Source organism: Dechloromonas sp. ZY10, assembly GCF_041378895.1.
GTDB lineage: Bacteria > Pseudomonadota > Gammaproteobacteria > Burkholderiales > Rhodocyclaceae > Azonexus > Azonexus aquae.
Window position 1 is genome coordinate 1,449,491 of sequence record NZ_CP144212.1, and the last position, 21,181, is coordinate 1,470,671.

19 protein-coding genes are annotated in these 21,181 nt (G+C 64.5%); 9 read left to right on the plus strand and 10 right to left on the minus strand.

The genetic code is table 11. The annotated features are described in order from the left end of the window. The first annotated feature begins 21 nt into the window (after positions 1–21). From hemN to VX159_RS06605, 3 genes are all read left to right on the plus strand, one after another. Positions 22–1,425, plus strand: a complete 1,404-nt coding sequence (gene hemN, locus VX159_RS06595) for an oxygen-independent coproporphyrinogen III oxidase (protein ID WP_371325177.1) — start codon at positions 22–24, stop codon at positions 1,423–1,425. Positions 1,426–1,581: 156 nt separating this feature from the next. Then, a complete protein-coding gene (locus VX159_RS06600) occupies positions 1,582–3,201 on the plus strand; it encodes an NAD(P)/FAD-dependent oxidoreductase (protein ID WP_371325178.1) in 1,620 nt (539 codons plus the stop codon). Between the two features lie 112 nt (positions 3,202–3,313). Then, entirely contained in the window at positions 3,314–4,846 is a 1,533-nt protein-coding gene (locus VX159_RS06605) for a bacteriohemerythrin (RefSeq protein WP_371325179.1), read from the plus strand. Between the two features lie 90 nt (positions 4,847–4,936). On the opposite strand, the gene VX159_RS06610 is transcribed toward VX159_RS06605, so the two are convergent. Beyond that, entirely contained in the window at positions 4,937–6,157 is a 1,221-nt protein-coding gene (locus VX159_RS06610) for an NAD(P)/FAD-dependent oxidoreductase (RefSeq protein WP_371325180.1), read from the minus strand. Between the two features lie 307 nt (positions 6,158–6,464). On the opposite strand from VX159_RS06610, the gene VX159_RS06615 reads away from it, so the two are divergent. The 5 genes from VX159_RS06615 to selD are packed head-to-tail and all read left to right on the plus strand — an operon-like array spanning position 6,465 to position 11,234. Then, positions 6,465–7,148: a sulfite exporter TauE/SafE family protein gene (locus tag VX159_RS06615; protein ID WP_371325181.1), complete on the plus strand. Its 684-nt coding sequence runs from the start codon at positions 6,465–6,467 to the stop codon at positions 7,146–7,148. Between the two features lie 4 nt (positions 7,149–7,152). Beyond that, positions 7,153–7,578, plus strand: a complete 426-nt coding sequence (locus VX159_RS06620) for a universal stress protein (RefSeq protein WP_371325182.1) — start codon at positions 7,153–7,155, stop codon at positions 7,576–7,578. Then, entirely contained in the window at positions 7,575–9,905 is a 2,331-nt protein-coding gene (locus tag VX159_RS06625) for a heavy metal translocating P-type ATPase (protein ID WP_371325183.1), read from the plus strand. Before VX159_RS06620 ends, VX159_RS06625 begins: the two co-directional genes overlap by 4 nt. Positions 9,906–9,930: 25 nt before the next feature. After that, the gene (locus VX159_RS06630; RefSeq protein WP_371325184.1) at positions 9,931–10,149 is read left to right on the plus strand and encodes a heavy-metal-associated domain-containing protein; all 219 of its coding nucleotides are present in this window, start codon (positions 9,931–9,933) and stop codon (positions 10,147–10,149) included. A gap of 17 nt (positions 10,150–10,166) precedes the next feature. Beyond that, a complete protein-coding gene (gene selD / locus VX159_RS06635; protein ID WP_371325185.1) occupies positions 10,167–11,234 on the plus strand; it encodes a selenide, water dikinase SelD in 1,068 nt (355 codons plus the stop codon). A gap of 163 nt (positions 11,235–11,397) precedes the next feature. On the opposite strand, the gene VX159_RS06640 is transcribed toward selD, so the two are convergent. Continuing rightward, positions 11,398–12,603: a YbfB/YjiJ family MFS transporter gene (locus tag VX159_RS06640; protein ID WP_371325186.1), complete on the minus strand. Its 1,206-nt coding sequence runs from the start codon at positions 12,601–12,603 to the stop codon at positions 11,398–11,400. A gap of 102 nt (positions 12,604–12,705) precedes the next feature. Between VX159_RS06640 and VX159_RS06645 the strand changes: the two genes are divergently transcribed. Continuing rightward, positions 12,706–13,569, plus strand: a complete 864-nt coding sequence (locus tag VX159_RS06645) for a LysR family transcriptional regulator (RefSeq protein ID WP_371325187.1) — start codon at positions 12,706–12,708, stop codon at positions 13,567–13,569. Positions 13,570–13,843: 274 nt separating this feature from the next. On the opposite strand, the gene bfr (VX159_RS06650) is transcribed toward VX159_RS06645, so the two are convergent. The 8 genes from bfr (VX159_RS06650) to VX159_RS06685 form a co-directional block, all read right to left on the minus strand. Further along, positions 13,844–14,323 (minus strand): bacterioferritin, encoded by a 480-nt coding sequence (gene bfr, locus VX159_RS06650; protein WP_371325188.1) that lies wholly within the window; start codon positions 14,321–14,323, stop codon positions 13,844–13,846. Positions 14,324–14,333: 10 nt separating this feature from the next. Then, positions 14,334–14,819, minus strand: a complete 486-nt coding sequence (bfr, locus tag VX159_RS06655; protein WP_371325189.1) for a bacterioferritin — start codon at positions 14,817–14,819, stop codon at positions 14,334–14,336. Between the two features lie 156 nt (positions 14,820–14,975). Then, complete coding sequence (locus VX159_RS06660) at positions 14,976–15,251, minus strand: ferrous iron transport protein A (protein WP_371325190.1); 276 nt, start codon at positions 15,249–15,251, stop codon at positions 14,976–14,978. Positions 15,252–15,262: 11 nt separating this feature from the next. Beyond that, a complete protein-coding gene (feoB, locus tag VX159_RS06665) occupies positions 15,263–17,206 on the minus strand; it encodes a ferrous iron transport protein B (RefSeq protein WP_371325191.1) in 1,944 nt (647 codons plus the stop codon). Between the two features lie 4 nt (positions 17,207–17,210). Then, on the minus strand, positions 17,211–17,687 hold the full coding sequence (locus tag VX159_RS06670) for a TlpA family protein disulfide reductase (protein ID WP_371325192.1): 477 nt from the start codon (positions 17,685–17,687) through the stop codon (positions 17,211–17,213). Positions 17,688–17,781: 94 nt separating this feature from the next. After that, positions 17,782–19,914, minus strand: coding sequence for a TonB-dependent receptor plug domain-containing protein (locus VX159_RS06675; protein WP_371325193.1), 2,133 nt, complete (start codon positions 19,912–19,914; stop codon positions 17,782–17,784). 105 nt (positions 19,915–20,019) lie between these two features. Continuing rightward, on the minus strand, positions 20,020–20,439 hold the full coding sequence (locus VX159_RS06680) for an ExbD/TolR family protein (protein ID WP_371325194.1): 420 nt from the start codon (positions 20,437–20,439) through the stop codon (positions 20,020–20,022). Beyond that, entirely contained in the window at positions 20,440–21,180 is a 741-nt protein-coding gene (locus VX159_RS06685; RefSeq protein ID WP_371325195.1) for a MotA/TolQ/ExbB proton channel family protein, read from the minus strand. Position 21,181 lies beyond the last annotated feature (1 nt).

Genomic DNA, 21,181 nt, shown 5'->3' on the forward strand with positions numbered 1-21,181 from the left:
AAAAGCGAGGCGCCTAGCTCAATGAATTTTGCCACTGAAAATCTGGTTTTTGATCCTGAAATCATCCGTCGTTTCGACGTCAATGGACCGCGTTACACATCCTACCCCACCGCGGATCGTTTCGTCGAGGCATTCGACTCCGATGCCGCCAAATTGTGGCTGAGCAAACGCAACATCGGCGGTATCAGCCGTCCCTTGTCGCTGTATTTCCATATTCCTTTCTGCAACACCATTTGCTACTACTGTGCCTGCAACAAGATCATTACCAAGGATCACGGGCGCAGTGCCAAGTATCTGAAGTACCTGGGGCGCGAACTGGCCTTGCAGAGCGCGGCGCTCGAAGGCACCGACGGCGAACACGAGGTCATCCAGCTGCACTGGGGCGGTGGTACGCCGACCTTCCTGTCGCACGACGAGATGCGCCAGTTGATGGGCGAGACGCGCAAGCATTTCAAGTTGCTTGAAGGCGGCGAGTTCTCGATTGAAGTCGACCCGCGCAAGGTTGATACGGCAACCGTGGCGCTGCTTGGTGAACTCGGCTTCAACCGGATGAGCGTCGGTGTCCAGGATTTCGACGAACGTGTTCAGGCGGCGGTCAACCGCATCCAGAGCGAGGAAGAAACCGCCAACGTGATCCAAGCGGCCCGCGCCAATGGCTTCAAGTCGATTTCGGTGGACCTGATCTACGGCCTGCCGCATCAGACCGTGATGGGCTTCAACCGCACGCTCGAGCGTGTGCTGGCGATGGACCCGGACCGTCTGTCGATTTACAACTATGCGCACTTGCCCAGCCTGTTCAAGCCGCAGCGCCGGATTGCCGAAGACGATTTGCCGTCGGCCGACAGCAAGCTGCAGATTCTGGCGCTGGCAATCCGCAAGCTGACCGAAGCTGGTTACGTCTTCATCGGCATGGACCACTTCGCCAAGCCTGACGACGAGCTCGCCGTGGCGCAGCGGCAAGGACGCCTGCACCGCAATTTCCAGGGCTATTCGACCTATGCCGACTGCGACATGCTGTCGTTCGGGATTTCGTCGATCAGCAAGGTCGGACCGACCTACAGCCAGAACGTCAAGACGCTCGACGAGTACTACGACCGCCTCGACTCGGGGATGCTGCCGGTGTTTCGCGGGATCGAACTGACCGCCGACGACATCCTGCGCCGTTCGATCATCCAGGCGCTGATGTGCCATTTCGAACTGTCGATCGAGAGCATCGAGAGCGCGCATCTGATCGACTTCCACAAATATTTTGCCGCCGAGCTGGAAGATTTGCGCGAACTGGAGCGTGGCGGCCTGGTCAAGATCGACCGCGAATGGATCACCGTGCTGCCGCCGGGACGCATGCTGGTCCGTGTGATTTCGATGGCGTTCGATCGCTACTTGCGTGCTGATCGTCAGCGTACTCGTTACTCGAAGGTGATCTGACCGATTGTTGTTGGGGGGCAGGGAGGAAAAGGGGGGCTGCGGGGGCAGTCCCCCTTTTTTCTTTTGGCCGGCAAGGCTTTTTCGCGGGAGTCGAGGAAGCCGGTAAAATGCCGGCTTTTGCCGGGGCAGCCGCCTGCGGCCAGCCGGATCAATCGCATGCTCAGAATTACCGAAGTCAAACTCCCCCTCGATCACCCGCAGGAAGCGCTGCTGGCAGCCATCTGTGCCCGTCTGGAGGTGCCGGCGGCTGCGGTGCTCGGCTACACTATCTTTCGGCGCGGCTACGATGCCCGCCGTAAAAGCCAGATTTCGCTGATCTACACGCTGGACGTGACCCTGGCTGAGGAAGCGGCGGTGCTCGCCCGCTTTGCCGGCGACAAGCAGGTGCAGCCGGCGCCGGATACCCGCTATCAGTATGTCGCGCAGGCGCCGGCAGGGCTGAACGAGCGGCCGGTGGTGATCGGGATGGGGCCGTGCGGCTTCATGGCCGGCTTGTTGCTGGCGCAGATGGGGTTCCGCCCGATCATCCTCGAGCGCGGCAAGGCCGTCCGCGAGCGGACCAAGGATACCTGGGGGCTGTGGCGCAAGCACAAGCTCAACCCGGAATCCAACGTTCAGTTCGGCGAGGGCGGCGCTGGCACCTTCTCCGACGGCAAGCTCTACAGCCAGATCAAGGACCCGAATTTCTACGGCCGCAAGGTGCTGGAGGAGTTCGTCCAGGCCGGGGCGCCGGAAGAAATCATCTACGTCAGCAAGCCGCACATCGGCACCTTCCGGCTGGTCAAGATGGTCGAAAACATCCGTGCCAAAATCACCGAGTTGGGCGGTGAAATCCGCTTCGAAAGCAAGGTCGACCGTATCGTGCGCGAAGACGGACAGGTGGTGGCGGTCGAACTCGCTGGCGGCGAGCGGATCGCTACCCGGCATGTGGTGCTGGCAGTCGGCCACAGCGCCCGCGATACCTTCCAGATGGTGCACGCGCAGGGAATTTACGTCGAAGCCAAGCCGTTTTCGATCGGTTTCCGCGTCGAGCATCCGCAAACCTTGATTGACAAGGCGCGCTTCGGTTCCAGCGCCGGGCATCCGATTCTCGGCGCCGCCGATTACAAGCTGGTGCACCATTGCGCCAACGGGCGGGCAGCCTACAGTTTCTGCATGTGTCCGGGTGGCCAGGTGGTGGCCGCGACCTCCGAGCCGGGGCGGGTAGTGACCAATGGCATGAGCCAGTATTCGCGTGCCGAGCGCAATGCCAACGCGGCGCTGGTGGTCGAGGTCAAACCGGAGGACTTCCCCGGCGATTACCGTAGCAATCCGCTGGCCGGGATCGACTTTCAGCGGCAGTGGGAATCGGCTGCCTTCGTTGCCGGCGGCGAAAATTACGACGCGCCGGCGCAAAAGGTGGGCGATTTTCTTGCCGGCCGGCCGTCGACCGTGTTGGGCAGCGTCGAGCCTTCGTACCAGCCCGGGGTCCGGATGACCGACCTCGCCAGCTGCGTGCCGCCCTTCGTGATCGAGGCGCTGCGTGAGGCGATTCCGGCCTTCGACCGCCAGATCAAGGGCTTTGCGATGGCCGATGCGGTGCTGACCGGGGTCGAGACGCGTACTTCGTCGCCGGTGCGGATCAAGCGCGGCGCCGATTTCCAGAGCATCAACACTCGCGGTCTGTTCCCGGCCGGCGAAGGCGCCGGTTACGCGGGCGGTATCCTGTCGGCCGGGGTCGATGGGATCAAAGTAGCGGAAGCGGTGGCCTTGTCGATGCTGGCGGGAGCCAGCTAGGTTTTTGTCTTGCTTTTAGTGGTTTTGCTGAATTCTGCTTGATGTTAGTCAACGGATAGTCGGTAGTTCCGCGTAGCATCTAGGTCTTTCGTACTAGATTGCTTCGGCAAACATGGATAAGGACCAGGAAATTCTCGCGGTCAGCCGCATGGTTTTCGAACTGACGCGGATTGGCGACGATGATCTGGACCGCATGCTTGATCGCTTGTGCGAACTGTTGCCCGCCTTGCCCGGCATCCGGGTGCGCGATCAAGCCGTGCTGTTGCTGCGCAACCGGCGCGGAGTCCTCACCCAGGTAGCCCAGCACGGGCTGGCGCCCGCGTGGTTGCAGCCCTTGCAATCGGCCGGTGAGGTCGGGGGCGAGGTGCGCATCACGACGCCGGCGACGCATACGCCGCCGCTGCATTTCAACGATGTTGCTGCCGAAGCGCCCTGTTTTGCCTTGCCGCTGGCCGCGGCCGGCTGGTTGCTGTTGTTCATCGATCCAGAATGGCGGCCGGATGCGGTTGAGTGTGAGTTCATGAACGATCTCGCCCAGTCGGTGGCGGTGATCGTTACCCGCAGTATTGTCAATGAAACCCTGCGTGTTCGTGAAATTGAACTGGAGCAGGCACGGACTGATGCCATCCGCCGTTTGGGTGCGGCTTCCGAGTATCGCGACAATGAAACCGGGATGCACGTGATGCGGATGACCCATTTCGCCACCAGCATTGCCAAAGCGATGGGGCTGCCCGAAGCGCAGCGCGAACTGCTGGCGATCTGTGCGCCGATGCACGATGTCGGCAAGATCGGAATTCCCGATGCCATTCTGCTCAAGCCCGGGCGTTTGTCGGCCGAGGAATTCGAGGTGATGAAGACGCATGCCGAAATCGGCAGCCGCCTGCTGACCGGTGACGATGCCTTGATTCAGGCTGCGCGTGAAATTGCGGTCAGTCACCACGAGCGCTGGGATGGCCAGGGCTACCCGCAGGGCCTGACGGGTGACGAAATTCCACTGCTGGCGCGGATTTGCGCGGTTTCCGATGTTTTCGATGCATTGACTTCAATCCGGCCGTACAAGGAAGCATGGCCACTCGATGAAGCAATTGCCTGGATTCGTGCCGGCTCGGGAACGCATTTCGATCCGGCGGTGGTCTGCGCTTTTGAGCTTGCCCTGCCTGAAATCCTGCGGATTCGGCAGTTGTATCGCGACGACATCATCGATCCCAATCAGATCCTCAGTCTGCCGCCGCTGCCGTCGCGCGCAGACAACTGGGTGCAGTGGGATGACAGTCTCAGCGTCGGGATCGACGTGATCGATGAGCACCACCGCTACCTGTTTGACCTGACCAACGATTTGTTCGAAGTGGTCTCGCACAAGCGAGGCGCGCGCGAAGTCGCGCGGGTTTTGAAGGCGCTCGACCATTACGTGCAGGTGCATTTCCGCGCCGAGGAACGGATGATGACCCACTGGGGTTACGGCGGTCTGGCGCAGCAAGAGCAACAGCATGCCGAATTTGAGAGTCGCCTGCGCGGCTTTTATGAAGCGCTGCATGACAACCCGCTGACGGCGCAGTTCGACGTGCTGCACTACTTGCGCAACTGGCTGCTGGCGCACATCGTGCACGAAGATGCCAAGCTGCGTCTGCTGGTACAGCCGGCCTGAGCGCCGGCCGGCGCAGCGGGTATTCGCTGGATATTGCAGGCATCGGATGGGCTGCCGGAACTTGCCGGAGCGCGACGGTGACTGCCCGGCTCAGGCGAACTGGCCGGCGACCCAGCCCGACGACCAGGCCCACTGGAAGTTGTAGCCGCCCAGCCAGCCGGTGACGTCGACCACTTCGCCGACAAAATACAGGCCGGGCACCTGCTTGGCTTCCATGGTTTTTGACGACAGCGCGTCGGTCGCCACCCCGCCCAGGGTGACTTCTGCCTTGGCAAAGCCGAGGGTGCCGGCCGGCATCAACTCCCAGCCCTGCAAGGCGCACGCCGCCTGTTCAAGGTCGCGCTTGCCGAGTTCGCTGAGCGGGCGTTTGAGCCAGCGTTCTCCGCCGAGCAAGGCGCACCATTCGTGCGCGAAGCGGCGGGGCAGTTGCTGCGCCAACAGGTTCGGCAGCAGCATCCGGCTCTGCCAGTGCTCGGCCAGCCAGGCGGCGGCGTCAATGCCGGGCAGCAGGTCAATCTGCAGCGGGGCCTTCTTGCCGGCCTGATACTCCTGCATCTGCCAGTAACTGGAAATCTGCAGGATCGCCGGGCCGGACAGGCCACGGTGGGTGATCAGCACATTTTCGCGGAAACGCGCCGTGCCGAACTCGGCAATGGCATCCAGCGTGGCACCGGCCAGCGGCTTGATCGGCTCCAGAACTTCCGGCGCCAGCGCCAGCGGCACCAGTGCCGGCTTGGGCGGGATCACCGCCAGCCCGAATTGTTCGGCGAGGCGGTAGCCGAAAGGGGTGGCGCCGATCTTGGGGATCGCCAGACCACCGGTCGCAACCACCAGCGACGTTGCCGAAAAGTGGCCTTTTTCGCTGTCGACCGTGAATCGCGCTCCATTTTGGCCGGCGTCCGTGAGTTGGCGGATTTCACCGACCGCGCAGGGCATTGCCCAGCGCACCCCGACCGCATCGCAGGCGTCCTTCAGCATGTCGACGATATCGGCGGCCGATTCGTCGCAAAACAACTGGCCGTGTTCGCGCTCGTGGTAGGGAATGCCGCGTTTTTCCAGCATCGCGATGAAATCCCACTGGCTGAAACGGGCCAGCGCCGAGCGGCAGAAATGCGGGTTTTGCGACAAATAATTGTCGGCGCTGACGCTGCGGTTGGTGAAGTTGCAGCGGCCGCCGCCGGAAATGCGGATGCGCTCGCCCAGCTTTTCGGCGTGGTCGAGCAAGAGCACGCGGCGGCCACGGGCGCCGGCCTGGGTCGCGCACATCATGCCGGCGGCGCCGGCACCTATCACGATGACGTCGAAATGCATGGGAAGGGAGCGAAGAAAGGGGCGCCGATTCTACCACCCGCCCGCATCATGCCGGGTTTGCCGGAGTATTCCGTCCTGATCCGGGGGGCGCAGCCAAGCCGCTGAGCGCACGAATATTTCGCCCATCGGCAACGCTGCGGGCTGCTACTCGGCGACAGGGACAACCGGCGGCCGGGCAGACCTGGCGCCAAGCAGCTTCGCTTGATGTCGGCAGGGTGGGGGGATCAACTGCGATCACTCGATTCCCGGTCGACGCCGGCGGTTGCTCTTCGGTACACTGCGGCCTTTGTCATTACGGTCGTCGCTCATGCCCGATTCCGGCTATCTCGCGCTGTTCCTGGTTGGTCTGCTTGGCGGCACTCATTGCGTCGGCATGTGCGGCGGGATTGTCGGCGCCTTGAGCATGGGGGCTCCCGGCAGCGGGCGCTGGTCCTTGCACCTGGCCTACAACGGTGGACGGATCGCCTCGTATGCGCTGGCCGGCACCCTGGCCGGAGCGCTCGGCGCCGCCAGCCTGGGCTTCGACGGCGTCGCGCCGGTGCGGCTGACCCTCTACCTGCTGGCCAACCTGATGCTGATTGCGCTCGGCCTCTACCTGCTCGGCGCGACGCGGGCGCTGGCGCTGACCGAGCGTGCCGGCCAGCTGTTGTGGCAACGCCTGCAACCGCTGACCCGGCGCTTCCTGCCGGCGCGCAGCGTCGCCCAGGCCTTTCCGCTCGGCCTGCTGTGGGGCTGGTTGCCCTGCGGCCTGGTCTATAGCGCGCTGGCGACAGCCCTGACCGCCGGCTCGCCCGGGCGTGGGGCGGCGCTGATGCTGGCTTTCGGCCTTGGCACCCTGCCCAATCTGCTGCTCGCCGGGATCGTCCTCGCCCGGCTGAACGAATTCGTCCGCCGCCCGGTCGTACGCCTGTTGTCTGGCGCACTGGTGCTCGGTTTTGGCCTGTATGGCCTGCTCGGCTGGTTCCGCCTGCTGGCTCTTGAAGGAAAATGAAACGATGAAACTACTGCTCGCTGTCGATGGTTCCGATTGTTCGCTGCGTGCGCTTGAGCATGTGATCGGACTGGCGGCGCAGTGGCGGACGCCGCCGGAAGTGCACCTGTTGCACGTGCATCCGCCGATTCCGCTTGGCCGCGTGCAGGTGCATGTCGGCAAGGAAACGCTGGCAGCGCATTACCGCGAGGAAGGCGAAGCGGTGCTGGCGGTAGCGCAGCAGCGGCTGGCGCAGGCCGGGCTGGCCTATATCCCGCATCTGCATGTCGGCTTGCCGGCCGAGGTCATTGCGCATCAGGCCGAACTGCTGGCGGTCGATCAAGTGGTGATCGGTTCGCACGGGCGGGGCGCACTCGCCGGACTGCTGCTCGGCTCGGTGGCGCAAAAGCTCGCGCATCTGCTGAAAACGCCGCTGTTGCTGGTCAAATGAGCGCTACGTCGCAGGAAGCCGCTGCGGGCAACGAACAGGTCGTCGAATTCGCCATCGGCGGCATGACTTGTGCCGCCTGTTCGACGCGCCTGGAAAAGGTGCTCAACCGCCAGCCGGGGATGCAGGCCAACGTCAATCTCGCCGCCGAACGGGCGCGCGTGCGCCTGGCGGCCGGGGTCGAGGCGGCGGCGGTGGTCGCCGCCGTGGCCAAGGCCGGCTTCAGCGCGACGCCGGTCGACGCCGGCACCCGCGAGCGCGAAAAGGCCGCCAAACAGGCGGCTTATGCGCAGGAATTGCGCCAGTTCTGGATCGCCGCCGCGCTGACCCTGCCGCTGGTGCTGCAAATGCTGTGGATGTTCCCGGCCGACGGGCATGGCCACGCCGAACTGCCGCGCTGGCTGCAGCTGGCGCTGGCGACACCGGTGCAGTTCTGGATCGGCTGGCGTTTTTACGACGGGGCCTGGAAGGCGCTGCGCGGTGGCGGCGCCAACATGGACGTGCTGGTCGCGCTGGGGACGACCATGGCCTGGCTGCTGTCGGCGGTGGTGACCCTGTTCGGGCTCGACGAGCATGTCTATTTCGAAGGCGGGGCGGCGGTGATCACCCTGGTCCTGCTCGGCAAGCTGCTCGAAGCGCGGGCCAAGGCGCGCACCTCGGAAGCCATTGAGGCGCTGATCCGGCTGCAGCCGAAGACTGCCCGCGTCCGCCGCGAGCAGGACGGCGCGGTGGTCTGGCGGGAACTGCCGGTCGAGGCGCTGATGCCTGGCGATGTGTTTCTGGTCCGTCCCGGCGAAGCGGTGCCGGTCGATGGTGAGGTGGTCGACGGGGCGTCGAGCGTCAATGAAGCGATGCTCACCGGCGAGAGCATGCCGGTCGGCAAGGCGCCCGGCGACCGGGTTTTTGCCGCGACCCATAACGGCGAAGGGGCGTTGACCTGTCGCGCTACCGGCGTCGGCGAGCAGACGCTGCTGGCCGGAATCATCCGTCTGGTGGGTGAAGCGCAGGGCTCGAAAGCGCCGGTGCAGCGGCTGGCCGACCAGATTTCCGGGATTTTCGTGCCGGTGGTGTGCTCGCTGGCGCTGGCCACCTTCGTCGGCTGGTGGCTGGCCGGCGCCGGTTTTGCGACGGCGCTGGTCAATGCCGTCGCGGTGCTGGTGATTGCCTGTCCCTGCGCGCTCGGGCTGGCAACGCCGACCGCGATCATGGTCGGTACCGGCCAGGGGGCGCGCGCCGGGGTGCTGGTACGCAACGCCGAGGCGCTGGAGCGGGCGGAAAAAATCAAGGTACTGGCACTCGACAAGACCGGCACGCTGACCTGCGGCGAGCCGCAGTTGACCGACCTGCTGCCGCGCGCCGAATCCTCCGATGCTGTGCTGGCGCTGGCGGCGGCACTGGAGCAGTCGTCCGAACACCCGCTGGCGCGGGCAATTTTGCACCATTTCACGGTCGACCGTAAAAATCCGCAATTTTTACCAGTGCGCGACTTCCGGGCACTGCCCGGCCACGGCGTCGAGGCGCGGGTGACGACGCCGAGCGGCGAACGCCAGCTGCGCCTCGGTTCGCCGGTCTGGCTGGGGCTGGCCGACGATCCTGAGGTCAAGCGCCTGCAGCAGATGGGCAAGACGGTGGTGGTGCTGGCCGAGTGGCCGGGGGCGCAATCCGTCGCCGAATCTGCCACCGAGTCTGCCGCGCTGCAGGCCGCTGCCAATCAAGTGGAAGCCAATCCAGCGGCAGCCGGGCCGACGGTGCTTGGCGTGCTGGCGATTGCCGATGCCTTGCGTCCGACCTCGCGGGCGGCGGTGGCGCGGTTGCGGGCACAGGGGATCCGGGTGGTGATGCTGACCGGCGACCAGGCGCTGACGGCGGCGGCGATTGCCGCCGAGGCCGGGGTCGATGAATTCCGTGCCGGCATCCTGCCCGGTGACAAAGCCTCTGCCATCGGCGAACTGCGCGCTGCCGCCCAGGCGATGGACGCCAAGGCGCTGGTGGCGATGGTTGGCGACGGGATCAACGATGCGCCGGCGCTGGCCGCTGCCGATGTCGGCTTCGCGATGGGCGCCGGCTCCGATGCGGCGGTCGAGGCCGCCGACCTGACGCTGATCCGCAGCGACCTGCACGGTCTGGCCGACGCCATCGACCTGTCGCGGGCGACGCTGGGCAAGATCCGCCAGAACCTGTTCTTCGCCTTCATTTACAACGTGCTCGGCATTCCCGCCGCCGCCTTCGGCCTGCTCAACCCGGTGATCGCCGGCGCGGCGATGGCGGCAAGTTCGGTGTCGGTGGTCAGCAATTCGCTGCTGCTCAAGCGCTGGCGCGCCGGGCGTTAAAAATTCACTTTTTCAGGAGTCGACCGTGGGAAGTACGCAAACAAGTACCGAAATCAAGATCGGCGGCATGAGCTGCCAGGGCTGCGTCAAGAATATCGGCGGCGTGCTTGCCGCCTTGCCCGGGGTGGCCAGCGCCGAAGTATCGCTGGAACAGAACGCCGCGCAGGTCAGCTTCGACCCGCAGCAGATCAGCCGCGCTGACTTGCTGGCGGCGATTGAAGACGCCGGTTTTGATGCCGAATAACGTGCCGAGAGCCCTGCATGACTCAAGCCTCTAATACGAACGGCGCACCGCCGCGCCTGACCCAGCTGTCGCACGGCGGCGGTTGCGGTTGCAAGATCGCACCCGCCGTGCTGCGCCAGATTCTCGCTGCCTCCGGCGTGGCTGGCATCGTCCCGCCGCAACTGCTGGTCGGCACCGAGACCAGCGACGACGCAGCGGTTTACCAGATCAACGAAACCCAGGCGATTGTCGCGACCACTGATTTCTTCATGCCGATTGTCGACGACCCCTACGACTTTGGCCGCATCGCCGCGACCAACGCCATTTCCGACGTTTATGCGATGGGCGGCACGCCGCTGTTCGCCCTGGCACTGGTCGGCATGCCGGTCAATGTGCTGCCGCTGGAGACCATCGGCCGCATCCTGGCCGGCGGCGAAAGCGTGTGCAAGGCGGCCGGGATTCCGATTGCCGGCGGCCACACCATCGACTCGGTCGAGCCGATTTACGGCCTGGTCGCCATCGGCCTGGTCGATCCGCGCCACCTCAAGCGCAATTCCGGCGCCCGTCCCGGCGACAAGCTGATTCTCGGCAAGCCGCTCGGCGTCGGCGTGTACAGCGCGGCACTGAAGAAGGAGCAATTGCATTCGGGCGATTACGCCGCGATGGTCGATGCCACAACCCGGCTCAATACGCCGGGGCAGTTGCTTGCCTGTCTCGACGGCGTGCATGCGCTGACCGACGTGACCGGCTTCGGCCTGCTCGGGCATCTGCTCGAAATCGCACGCGGCAGTGGCCTGCGCGCCCGCCTCAATCTGGCCGACATTCCGCTGTTGCCGCGCGCCCGCGAGTTTGCGGCGGCGGGTTACATCACCGGTGCTTCCGGCCGCAACTGGGCCAGCTACGGCGCAGAAGTCAGTCTGGCCGCCAGTGTCGGCGACCTCGACCGCGCCCTGCTCACCGACCCGCAAACTTCGGGCGGCTTGCTCGTTGCCTGCGCCCCGGATACCGTCACCGAAGTGTTGTCGGCCTTCCTGCAGCACGGTTTCAACCATGCGGCGGTGGTCGGCGAAATCGTCGATGGCCCGGCCGGGGTCGAGGTGGGCTAAGCGGTTTTGGCGGTTTTTTCCGTTTCCCACGGTCGACCGTGGCAATGGCAAAAAATAGCCGACAAGCAGCCAAAGCCAGCCAAAAACCAGCCGAGACAAAAACAGCGCGCCGGGATTTTCGTCCCGGCGCGCTGTTTTGCTTTGGCGATCCGCTCAGAGCCGGTCAGGCATAGGCCTGTTCAGCGACCTTTTCGCGCTGTTCGACGGCTTTCAGCACGAACAGCAGCCCGGTGCCGATGGCCATGATCGCGGCGGCCAGCCACAGCCCGGCGGTGTAGTCGCCGGTACGGGTCGCCAGCCAGCCGGTCAGTGCCGGCGCCATGATCTGCGCTGCGCCGTAGGAAAGGGTCATCTTGCCCATCATCTTGGCCGGCTTGGTCGGGTAGTAGCGCCCGGCCATGGTCAGCACCAGGCTGACCATGCCGACGAAGGTCGAGCCGAAGAGCAGGGCCGCGAAGATCGCCGGCAGCAGGCCGGGGACGGTGATCGGCAGCAGGATGCCGACGATCTGCAAGGCGGCGGCGAGGATCAGCGCATTCAGTTCGCCGCTGCGGCGGGCGATGAAGTCCCAGGAAATGCAGGCCGGCGCAGCGCCGATGCCGATCGCCAGGAAAATCTTGGTGCCCTGACCGGCCATGTCCGGCAGGTGGTTGACGATGGCAACGATGAAGGTGGTGGTGACCACGAAGCCGACCCCGGCGCAGAAATACATCGCCATGAACAGCTTGAGGAAGAGCGGCGACGGCGGGTTGTCGACCAGCTTCTGCCCGCCGGCGGTGAGGCCCGAGTTATCGGGCGGTGGCAGCCAGCGCCAGGCCGGGATCAGCAGTAGGCAGGCGAGGGCACTGAAGGCGAACCACTGCTCGCGCCAGTCGAGCGCCGGGGTCAGTAGCCACACTGCCGCCGAGCAGCCGGCAATGCCGAGGCCGATGCCGGCGAAGTGGATGCCGAGTTCCGGGCGTTGCTGATGGCGGATCAGCCAGTTGAGGATCAGCCCGGTGCCGAGCAGCATCGCGGCGGCGCTGGCCAGTCCGGCGAAATAGCGCGATAGCAGCCAGATCCACAGGTCGGTGGTCAGGCCCATCAGCAGCGTGCTGGCAATCGCCAGCAACAGGCCGACCCGGTACAGGCGGTCCTTGAGGTGGAGGTCGGAAATCGACGCCGCGATCAGCGCGCCGGACAGATAGCCGGCGTAGTTGATCGCTGCCAGCCAGCCGCCTTCGGCCAGCCCCAGCCCCGCTTGTTGCTGCATCAAGGGCAGCAGCGGCGTGTAGGCAAAGCGGGCAACGCCGAGGGTCAGCAGCAGGCTGAAAATGCCCGCGCCCATCACCCGGTAGCGCTGGCGCGATCGTTCATTGCTGGAATTCATGGTGTTTCTCCTGATACAGAATTGCTTCACCTACGATAAACGCGCTAAGCTATCTGTTCAAATGATTTATCAAGAATCAATTGTTCGATTTTGGAGAATGGTATGGAATTGATCGCACTCCGCACCTTCGTTGCCGTGGTCGAGGCCGGTGGCATTCTGGCGGCGGCCGGCCGGCTGAATACCGTGCAGTCGAACGTGACCGGCCGCATTCGCAAGCTGGAGGACGAGTTCGCCAGCGAGCTGTTTCAACGCAAGGGACGCGGGTTGGAACTGGCGCCGGCTGGCCGGGTGCTGCTCGACTATGCGCGGCGGATGCTGGAGCTGGAGCGCCAGACGCTCGCCGCCGTGCGTCAGGTTGGCGAGTGTTCCGGCGAACTGCGGATCGGTGCGATGGAAACCTTTGCCGCACTGCATCTGCCGCAGGCCCTGAAAGCAGTGCGCAGCGCGCATCCCAAGGTTGAGTTGCGGGTGTATACCGAGCCGACTGCCCGGCTGGTGGACAAGGTGCTGGCCCACAAGCTTGACGCGGCCTTCGTCGCCGGCCCGGTCGTGCATCCGGACCTGACTTTCAGCGAAGTGGTGGCCGAAGAACTGGTGCAGGTGCATGCCACCGGTTGCGATCCGGTCCGGCTACCGTTGATCCTGTTTCGCGAGGGATGTGCCTATCGCACCCGGGCACTGGCCTGGCAGCGCAGCATCGGGCATGCGACGGCAGATGTGATGGAGTTCGGTACGCTGGACGGCATTCTCGGCTGCGTTTCGGTCGGCCTTGGCTGGACCCTGATGCCGCGGCGGATTGTCGAACAGTCGCGGCAGGCCTCCGAACTGATCATCACCCCGGTACCGGATGAAATTGCCCGGGTGCCGACTGGCCTGATTCGTCGCCACGAAGTATCGCCGCTACGCGCCTTGCAAACCCTGGTCGAAGCTTTTACGCCGCCGCAGGCGTGGCGGCAGGTGGCCTGACTCCGACTCGCTACCGGGCCGCGTGGGGGCGACAGCCGGGACAAGACCGGGTGCAGCAAGGCAAAATCAGGGCAGGAAAAATGAAAAAAGCCACGGTCAACGTGGCTTGGCGGCAAAAATGCCGGTGGAAGTTTGGGGCGGGGGCTGCGGCCGGTGACGGTGGCCGGCAAGCGTAACTGGCGGTAGTAGGCGTAGCCTCTTTAAAGCGGCCCCAATCGGGCTGCCCTAAATGGATGACCCAAAACGACCGGCGGCGATGGCCGCCGGGTCGGGGTCAGTCGCCGCTGCCCATCTGCGTCTGCAGGTAGTTGGGCAGGGTCACGGCGTCGATCAGGCTATGCTGGGTCTCGATCCAGTCGATCGCTTCCTCGCAGCCTTCGAGCAGGTCTTCGAGCAATTCGCGGCTGACGTAATCCTGCTGCTCCTCGCACAGGGCAATGGCTTCAATCAGCTGCGGGCGCTGGATTTCCTGCTCGTACTTGAGGTCGCCTTGCAGGCATTCGGCGACATGCTCGCCGATCAGCAATTTGCCGAGGTTCTGCAGGTTGGGCAGGCCTTCGAGGAAGAGGATGCGCTCGATCAGTTCGTCGGCTTCCTTCATCACCCGGATCGACTGCTTGTACTGGTAGTCGTTGAGCTTCTCCAGGCCCCAGTTGCGGAACATCCGGGCGTGCAGGAAGTACTGGTTGATCGCGGTCAGTTCGTTCTTGAGGACCTTATTCAGGACTTCGATGACCTTCTTGTTACCTTTCATCGCGGTCTCCTCAGCTCGGGCTGCCGGAGCCCATCTGGCTCTGCAGATAGTTGGGCAGGCCGATCATCTCGATCAGGCGCAACTGCTTTTCCAGGAAGTAGGCGTGGTCGACTTCGGTGTCTTCCAACTGCACTTGCAGCATGTCGCGGGTGACGTAGTCCTGGGCTTTTTCACAGGCGGCGATGGCCTTCTTCAGTTCGCCGTCGACCTTGTATTCCACGTCGAGGTCGGCCTTGAGCATGTCCGGCACGCTCTTGCCGACTTTCAGCGCTTCACGCTTTTCCAGATTCGGCTTGCCTTCAAGGAAGAGGATGCGCTGGATCAGCGCGCGGGCATGCTGGCGTTCGTGGTCGGATTCGTGGATCGACTTTTCGGCCAGCTCGTTGAGGCCCATGTCGGCGTACATTTCGCCGTGAATCAGGTATTGGTCGACGGCGGTCAATTCGCCGGCGAGGAGATCGTTGAGGATCTCGATGATTTTCTTGTCGCCCTTCATGGCTTTTTCTCCTGGGAGTGTGGGGGACGGACTGGCTGGCAGACCTCGGCTGGCTGATCCCGGCGATTGCCGGGCGCCATTGTAGGCGCTTGCGTCCCGTCTTAGAAGCGCGATTTGAAAAAAAGTTCTTTGATTACAATGAATTAGGAACTGTTCTCATTTGTGTTTCGGGGTTTTTTCGTTTTCTACCCAGATGTGCCGGGCAATGGCGTGTTCGAGTGCCAATTCAACCTCGTCGGCAAGGATCACGGTCATCGGCCGCTGCTGCAGCACGGTCAGTGGCTGCCCGAGCGCCAGGCCATAGGCGGTTAGTTGTTCGCGTTGCAAGGGATCGATTTCATCGCCGAGTTCGGCCAGGCAGACCCGCTGGCCGGCAGGAATGAAGGCCAGCGGCAGGCGGGCTGCCGCGTGGGAATTGGATTTCGGACTCATGGGCAGGTGCCTCAGGACCACAGCGCGCGCAGCGCCAGATTGAACAGACCGCCAACGAAAAAGGCGAAGGGAACAATGGTCGCGACCATGCCGAGCGCGGTTTTCAGGCCTTGTTCCTTGACCATCATCATCAGGCTGGCAAAGCAGGGGATGAACAGGGTGATGGTGATCATCCCGACCACCGCCTGAATCGGGTCGAGGCTGCCAGCCATCGCGAACAGGCCGGTGGCGCCGAAGTCACGGCGCAAAAAGCCCATCACGAAGGCAGCTGAGGCTGCCGGCGGCAGGCCGAGCCAGCCGCTGACCAGCGGTTCGCCGAGGCGGATGATCGCCGGCAGGATGCCGAATTTGTCGAGCGAGTACATGATCAGGGTGCCGAGCAGGAACAGCGGGATCACTTCGATCAGATACCACTTGAGGCGGCCGCCGGTCTTCTTCAGCACGTTGCCGAGGATGGGCAGGCGCATCGGCGGCAGTTCGGTGACCAGCGGAATACGGCGGCCGGGAATCAGCCGGGCGGCCAGGAAGCCGGCCAGCAGCAGTACGCCGACCATGGCCAGGGCCCACACCAGCAGCGCCTGGAAGGAGACGCCGCCAAGCATGCCGAGAACCACGCCGAGCTGCGCTGAGCAGGGGATCGCCAGCGCCAGTAGGAAGGTGGTGATCAGGCGTTCGCGAGGCGAATGCAGGATGCGCGTGGTCAGTGTCGCCATCGTCACGCAGCCGAGGCCGAGCACCATCGGCAGCACGGCGCGGCCGTTGAGGCCGATGGCAGCGAAGAGCCGGTTGGCGATCACGGTTAACCGGGGCAGATAGCCGGAATCCTCGAGCACGCCAAAGGCGATGAAGAAGGTGGTGACGATGGGCAGAATCAGCGCCAGCGCGTAGGTCATGCCCATGGTCCATAGGCCGTACTGGCCGACCAGCAATTCGGCCAGCCAGGGCTGGTCGACCGTGGTTTCGACGAACTGGGTGAAGGCCGGGTTGAGGAGGCCTTCGAAGAGGTCTTCCTCAAGCAGGCCGACGAGGGTGGTGGCGCCGAAGACGCCGACGAATTCATAAACCGCAAACAAGACGGCAAGCAGGCAGGGAATGCCCCACAGCGGATGCACCACGTATTGGCCGATGCGTTGCGAGAGCAGCGGGCTGCTTTGGGCGCTGCGCCGGATTACGCTGGCGGCCAGCGCATCGGCGGCCTGGGTCCGCTCACGGGCAAGTTCGGCGGGCAACTTGCCGTGCCAGCGGGCTTGCGCATTTTTACGGATGTCGGCCAGTTGACCGTAGTGCTCGCCGGCGCGCTCATGCAGCCAGCTTTCGACCTGGCCGTCGTTGCCGAGATAGAGGATGGCTAGGCCGCGTGCGTTTAGCTGCGGGTGCGGCGCCAGTTCGGCGATGGCCGCCGCCATTTCGCCAATTGCGGTTTCGCTGGCGGCATCGTAGCGCAGCAGCGGATCGGGGCGCCGGGCTTGCGGCAGGCTCTGGGTCAGCGCCTCGATGCCTTCGCCGCCGGTGGCGACGGTGGCCAGCACCGGAATCCCGAGTTCTTCAGCGAGCGCCGCCAGATCGACGGTGACGCCACGGGCGGCCGCCTCGTCGTGCATGTTCAGGGTCAGCACCATCGGCACGCCGAGTTCGGCGAGGAGCGCGGTCAGCGTCAGCGTCCGGCGCAGATTCTTGGCATCGCCGACCTGCAGCCAGCAGCGGGCGTCTTCGCCGAGCAGCGCGCGCATCGTCGCCCGTTCGTCGTCACTGCGCGAGGGCAGGGCGAGCACGCCGGGGGTGTCGAGCAGGCTGGCGCTGCCATCGAAGCGGGCGCTGGCGCGGGTGACTTCGACGGTGGTGCCGGGGTAGTTCGAGACATTGACGTAGGCGCCGGTCAGGCGATGGAAAAGGACCGATTTGCCGACGTTGGGATGGCCGACCAGGAGGATGGCGCTGGCAGAGGTTTGAGTCATGGGTTCAGGCTGTTTGGCAGCGGGCGATGGCCTGGTGCAGCCACTGCTCGCCGATTTCGCCGCTGTGGCGGGCACAGGGACGGCGATCCGGGGTGAGGACGAGAGTATAGGGCAGGGCGCCGCTGCGGTTACCGAAACGGGCGAGCAAGCCGCGTGGCTCGCTCGGTCCGTGCAGCAGCAGCAGTGGGGAGCGTAGCGCGGCGCGGGCCGGTGCGGGGGCACGTTCGGTTTCCGCCGGACGTTGCAGCGCGACGGTGACAATCCGGGCGCGGCCGGCATGTGCCTCGGCGCTCCGCAGCAGGGTCGGCAGTTCGCGGACACAGGGCGGGCAGTCGCTGCGCCAGAAATTGACTACCGAGACTTGTGGCGGCAAGTTGGCCAGGCGAACAAAACCTTCGTTGGCCGCCAGTTCGAAATCCAGGGTAGCGTCGGAAAATGCCGAATTTTCGGCGTGGACCGTGGAGATTCCGCCCAGCAGCACCGCTAAGCATAAGCAGCCAGCGCGGCCGGGGCGAGTAAGGGCAAAGCCCGTCCGGGCCGGAGCCGGGACGGGCGGAAGTGGCAATCGGGCGGGCTTACAACGCAAACTTGACTCCGCCGTAGATGAAGCGACCCCGGTTCGGACCCCAGATATGGGTCACATCGTAGCTGCCGGCGGCGTCGATCCAGAGCATGCTTTCCTTGTCTGACTGCTTGAAGTCAAACAAGTTATCGACACCCAGGTAGGCAGACCACTGCTTGTTCAGGCGGTATTCACCGCGCGCATCGACGACCCAGTAAGCCGGGCTTTTACGGCGTTTCGGGCTGCCGTCGAAGTTGAAGCGCTGGTTGTTGTCGTAGTCGTAGAACTTGGCCAGGTCCATCGGCCCGGTCCAGGTCGCCCGCAGCATTCCGGTCCACGGGCCGCTGTCGTAGTCAAGACGGAGATAGGCGCGGGTCTCGGGACGGGCGAAGGCGAGCGTGCCGGCTTCCGAAAAATCGTACTTGAAGTGTTCGCCGGCAATCGTCGCTTCCAGCTGCGGTGTCAGCTTGTAGGTGACGGTCAGGTCGCCGCCGATCACGGTCACCGGCTGTCGGGCCGAGGTGAAGCGGGTAATCGGGTCGCCGGTCAGCGGATCGGTGGCGCCCGAGTTGAGCAGTGCCATATTCTTGATCCGGTTGTAGTTCAGCGAGCCGACCCAGGCCAGGCGGTCGCCGGCGTAGGACAGTGCGTAGGAAAGGTTGTCGGCGGTTTCCGGCTTCTTGATTTCGCGGACGATGCGAGTGGTATCGAGAATCCCGTGGTCCTGTTCGAAGAACGAGGTCGGGGCGCGGTAGCCGTGGCCGACGGCAAAGCGGCTGTTGAGTTCGTGGCTGTGGTTCCACAGCACGTTCAGGCGCGGGCTGGTGATGCCGCCGAAAACATTGTGGTTGTCGTAACGCAGCGACCCGTTCACCTCGACATCGCCGTCGAAGAAGGCACGGTAGGCCTGAACGAAGGCGCCGGGGGTGCGGTACTTGTAATTGTCGATGCCATCGTTGATCCGGCCACTGGCGTCGCGGCCCCGGCTATTGAGGTCTTCGTAACGGTAGCTGGTGCCGACGGTGAGCAAGGTGGCGCCGAGCGGCTGCTGGGTGCTCGCCTCGAAGTAGTACTGATCCTGCGCCGCCTGGTAGAGCGCCTTTTCGTAGAACGAATCCTGCTTGTGGTTGGCGTAGCCGAAGGCCAGGCGCAGGCTGCCGGCGCCGAGGGCACGGGTGGCGCTGGAAACAAACTGCTTGCGCTCGGTGAAAATGATCTCCGACATGCCGGCCCGGCCATCGGTGTAGAAACGTCCGGCCTGGCCGTTGCGCAGCAGGTCGCTGCCGCTGCCATCTGGCGTCACCCAGCCACGCGGGTCGGGTGAGCCGTTGGCACCCCGGCTCCAGTCAAAACCATTGCCGCCGCCGTCGGCCTTGACGCCGCTGTAGTCGCGGCCCATCGCTCCGCCCATGCGCTTTTCGTCGACCACGTCGAAGCGGCCCTTGAGCTTGAAGCCGCCGAGATCGTCGGCGAAGAAACCGATGCCGCCGAGCTTGCGCTCGTAGCCGGTATATTCGGAAACGCCGTTCCTGTCGGCGTCGACCGTGTTATGCCGGTTGTGCTGGAAGTTGGCGGTTACGGCGCCGCGTTCGAAAGCCTTGGCGGCGAACAGGTCGGTGCTGTTCTGGCCGTAGCTGCCGAACTGTTGGTTGGCGATGAATTCATCCCTGGTCGGGCGGCGGGTCACGATATTGACCGAGCCAGCCAGCGCTTCGGGGGCGATCAGACTGGTCCCCGCACCCCGTGAAATGTCGATCCGTTCGATGCCGCCGAGATTGACGCTGTCGAGGCCGTACGCGGTCGAGACCGACGAAAAGATCGGGATGCCGTCGATCAGCAGCGTGGTGTAGCGGCCGGGCAGGTTGTTGAGGACCACGTTGCGCACGTTGCAGATCGAGCATTCGGCCTGGACAGCGATTCCCGGGCGCTTGTCGAGCGCCTCGGTGAGCATGGTCGCCCCGGTTTTTTCCAGTTCGCGGGCACCGATCGATTCGGTGGCAACGATCTCATCGCGCAATTGCGGCTTGGCGCCCACCGCGCGGCCGCCGGAAACGGTGACCTCGCCGAGTTGCTTGTCGGCCAGTGCCGGCCAGGCAAAGCATAGTGCCAGTGCGGCGGCAATCGGTTTGAGATGGGTGTGACGCATGCTGATCCTCCCTGAAGATTGGTTTGGCGGCACGACTCAGGTCTGTTTTCCCGCCGGTTCACTGCCAAAGCCGCCCGTAGGCGGCTTGGCGGAGGGCAAAAGGCCTTAACCCTGTCCGGGCTGGGTGACGAAGCCGATCTTGCTGAGACCGGCCCGACGGGCCGCGCTCATGGTCTCAGCAACCGTTTCGTAACGGGTGACGCGGTCGGCCTTGAGGTGCATTTCGACATTGGCATCCTGCTGCACCGCATCGCGGAACTTGGCTTCGAGGCTGTTACGGTCGACCGGCTCGGAACCGACAAAAACCTGGTTGTCGGCGTTGATCGCAACCTGCAGGGTCATCGGCTTTTCCGGGGTCGGGGTGCTGGCGGCGCGCGGCAGGTCAACCTTGACCGAATGGGTCATCAGCGGCGCGGTGATGATGAAGATGATCAGCAGCACCAGCATCACGTCGACCAGTGGCGTCATGTTGATTTCGGCGGTCGGCATCTGGCTGCCGCCGGAGTTGAACGAACCCATCGCCATTTAAGCCACCTCTGCCGCAGCACGGGCGCGCATCGGGTGGATCTGGGCGCTGTTGGCGACGAAAGGTTTGCCGACGGTGAAGAAGGCGTGCAGGTCGTGGGCGAAGGCGTCGAGGTCGGCGAGGATGACGCGGTTGGCGCGGGTGAAGGCGTTGTAGGCGAACACTGCGGGCAGCGCGACGGCGAGGCCGGCGGCGGTCATGATCAGCGCTTCGCCGACCGGGCCGGCGACCTTTTCCAGCGCGGCCTGGCCGGAGAGGCCGATCGCGACCAGCGCGTGGTAGATGCCCCAGACGGTGCCGAAGAGACCGACGAACGGTGCGGTGGCGCCGGTGGTGGCGAGCAGGGTCAGACCGTTTTCCATGCCGGCCTGGGTCGTCGACAGTTGCTGGCGCAGGGCGCGTTCCATCTGCTCGGCCGGGTCGAAGCGGGAAGCGAGGCGGCCGGTCGCGGCTTCGCAGTCGTTGTTGCAGCAATTGGCCTGGGCGGCGAGTTGGGCGTAGGGGCTGTCCTCGCCGGCTTCGCGCAGGCGGTCGAGACCCTCGGCGACGCTGCGGGCGCCCCAGAAGGCGCCGACGGCGCGGGCGGCGCGGCGCATGTTGTACCAGTCCCAGGCCTTGGCCAGGATCAGGTACCAGCTGGCGACCGACATCAGGGCCAGGATGACCGCGACGCTGTGCGAGATGGCATCGCCGGCCGCCCAGAGGTGGGCGAAGCCGAAAGCGTTTTGCGTGTTGTCCATG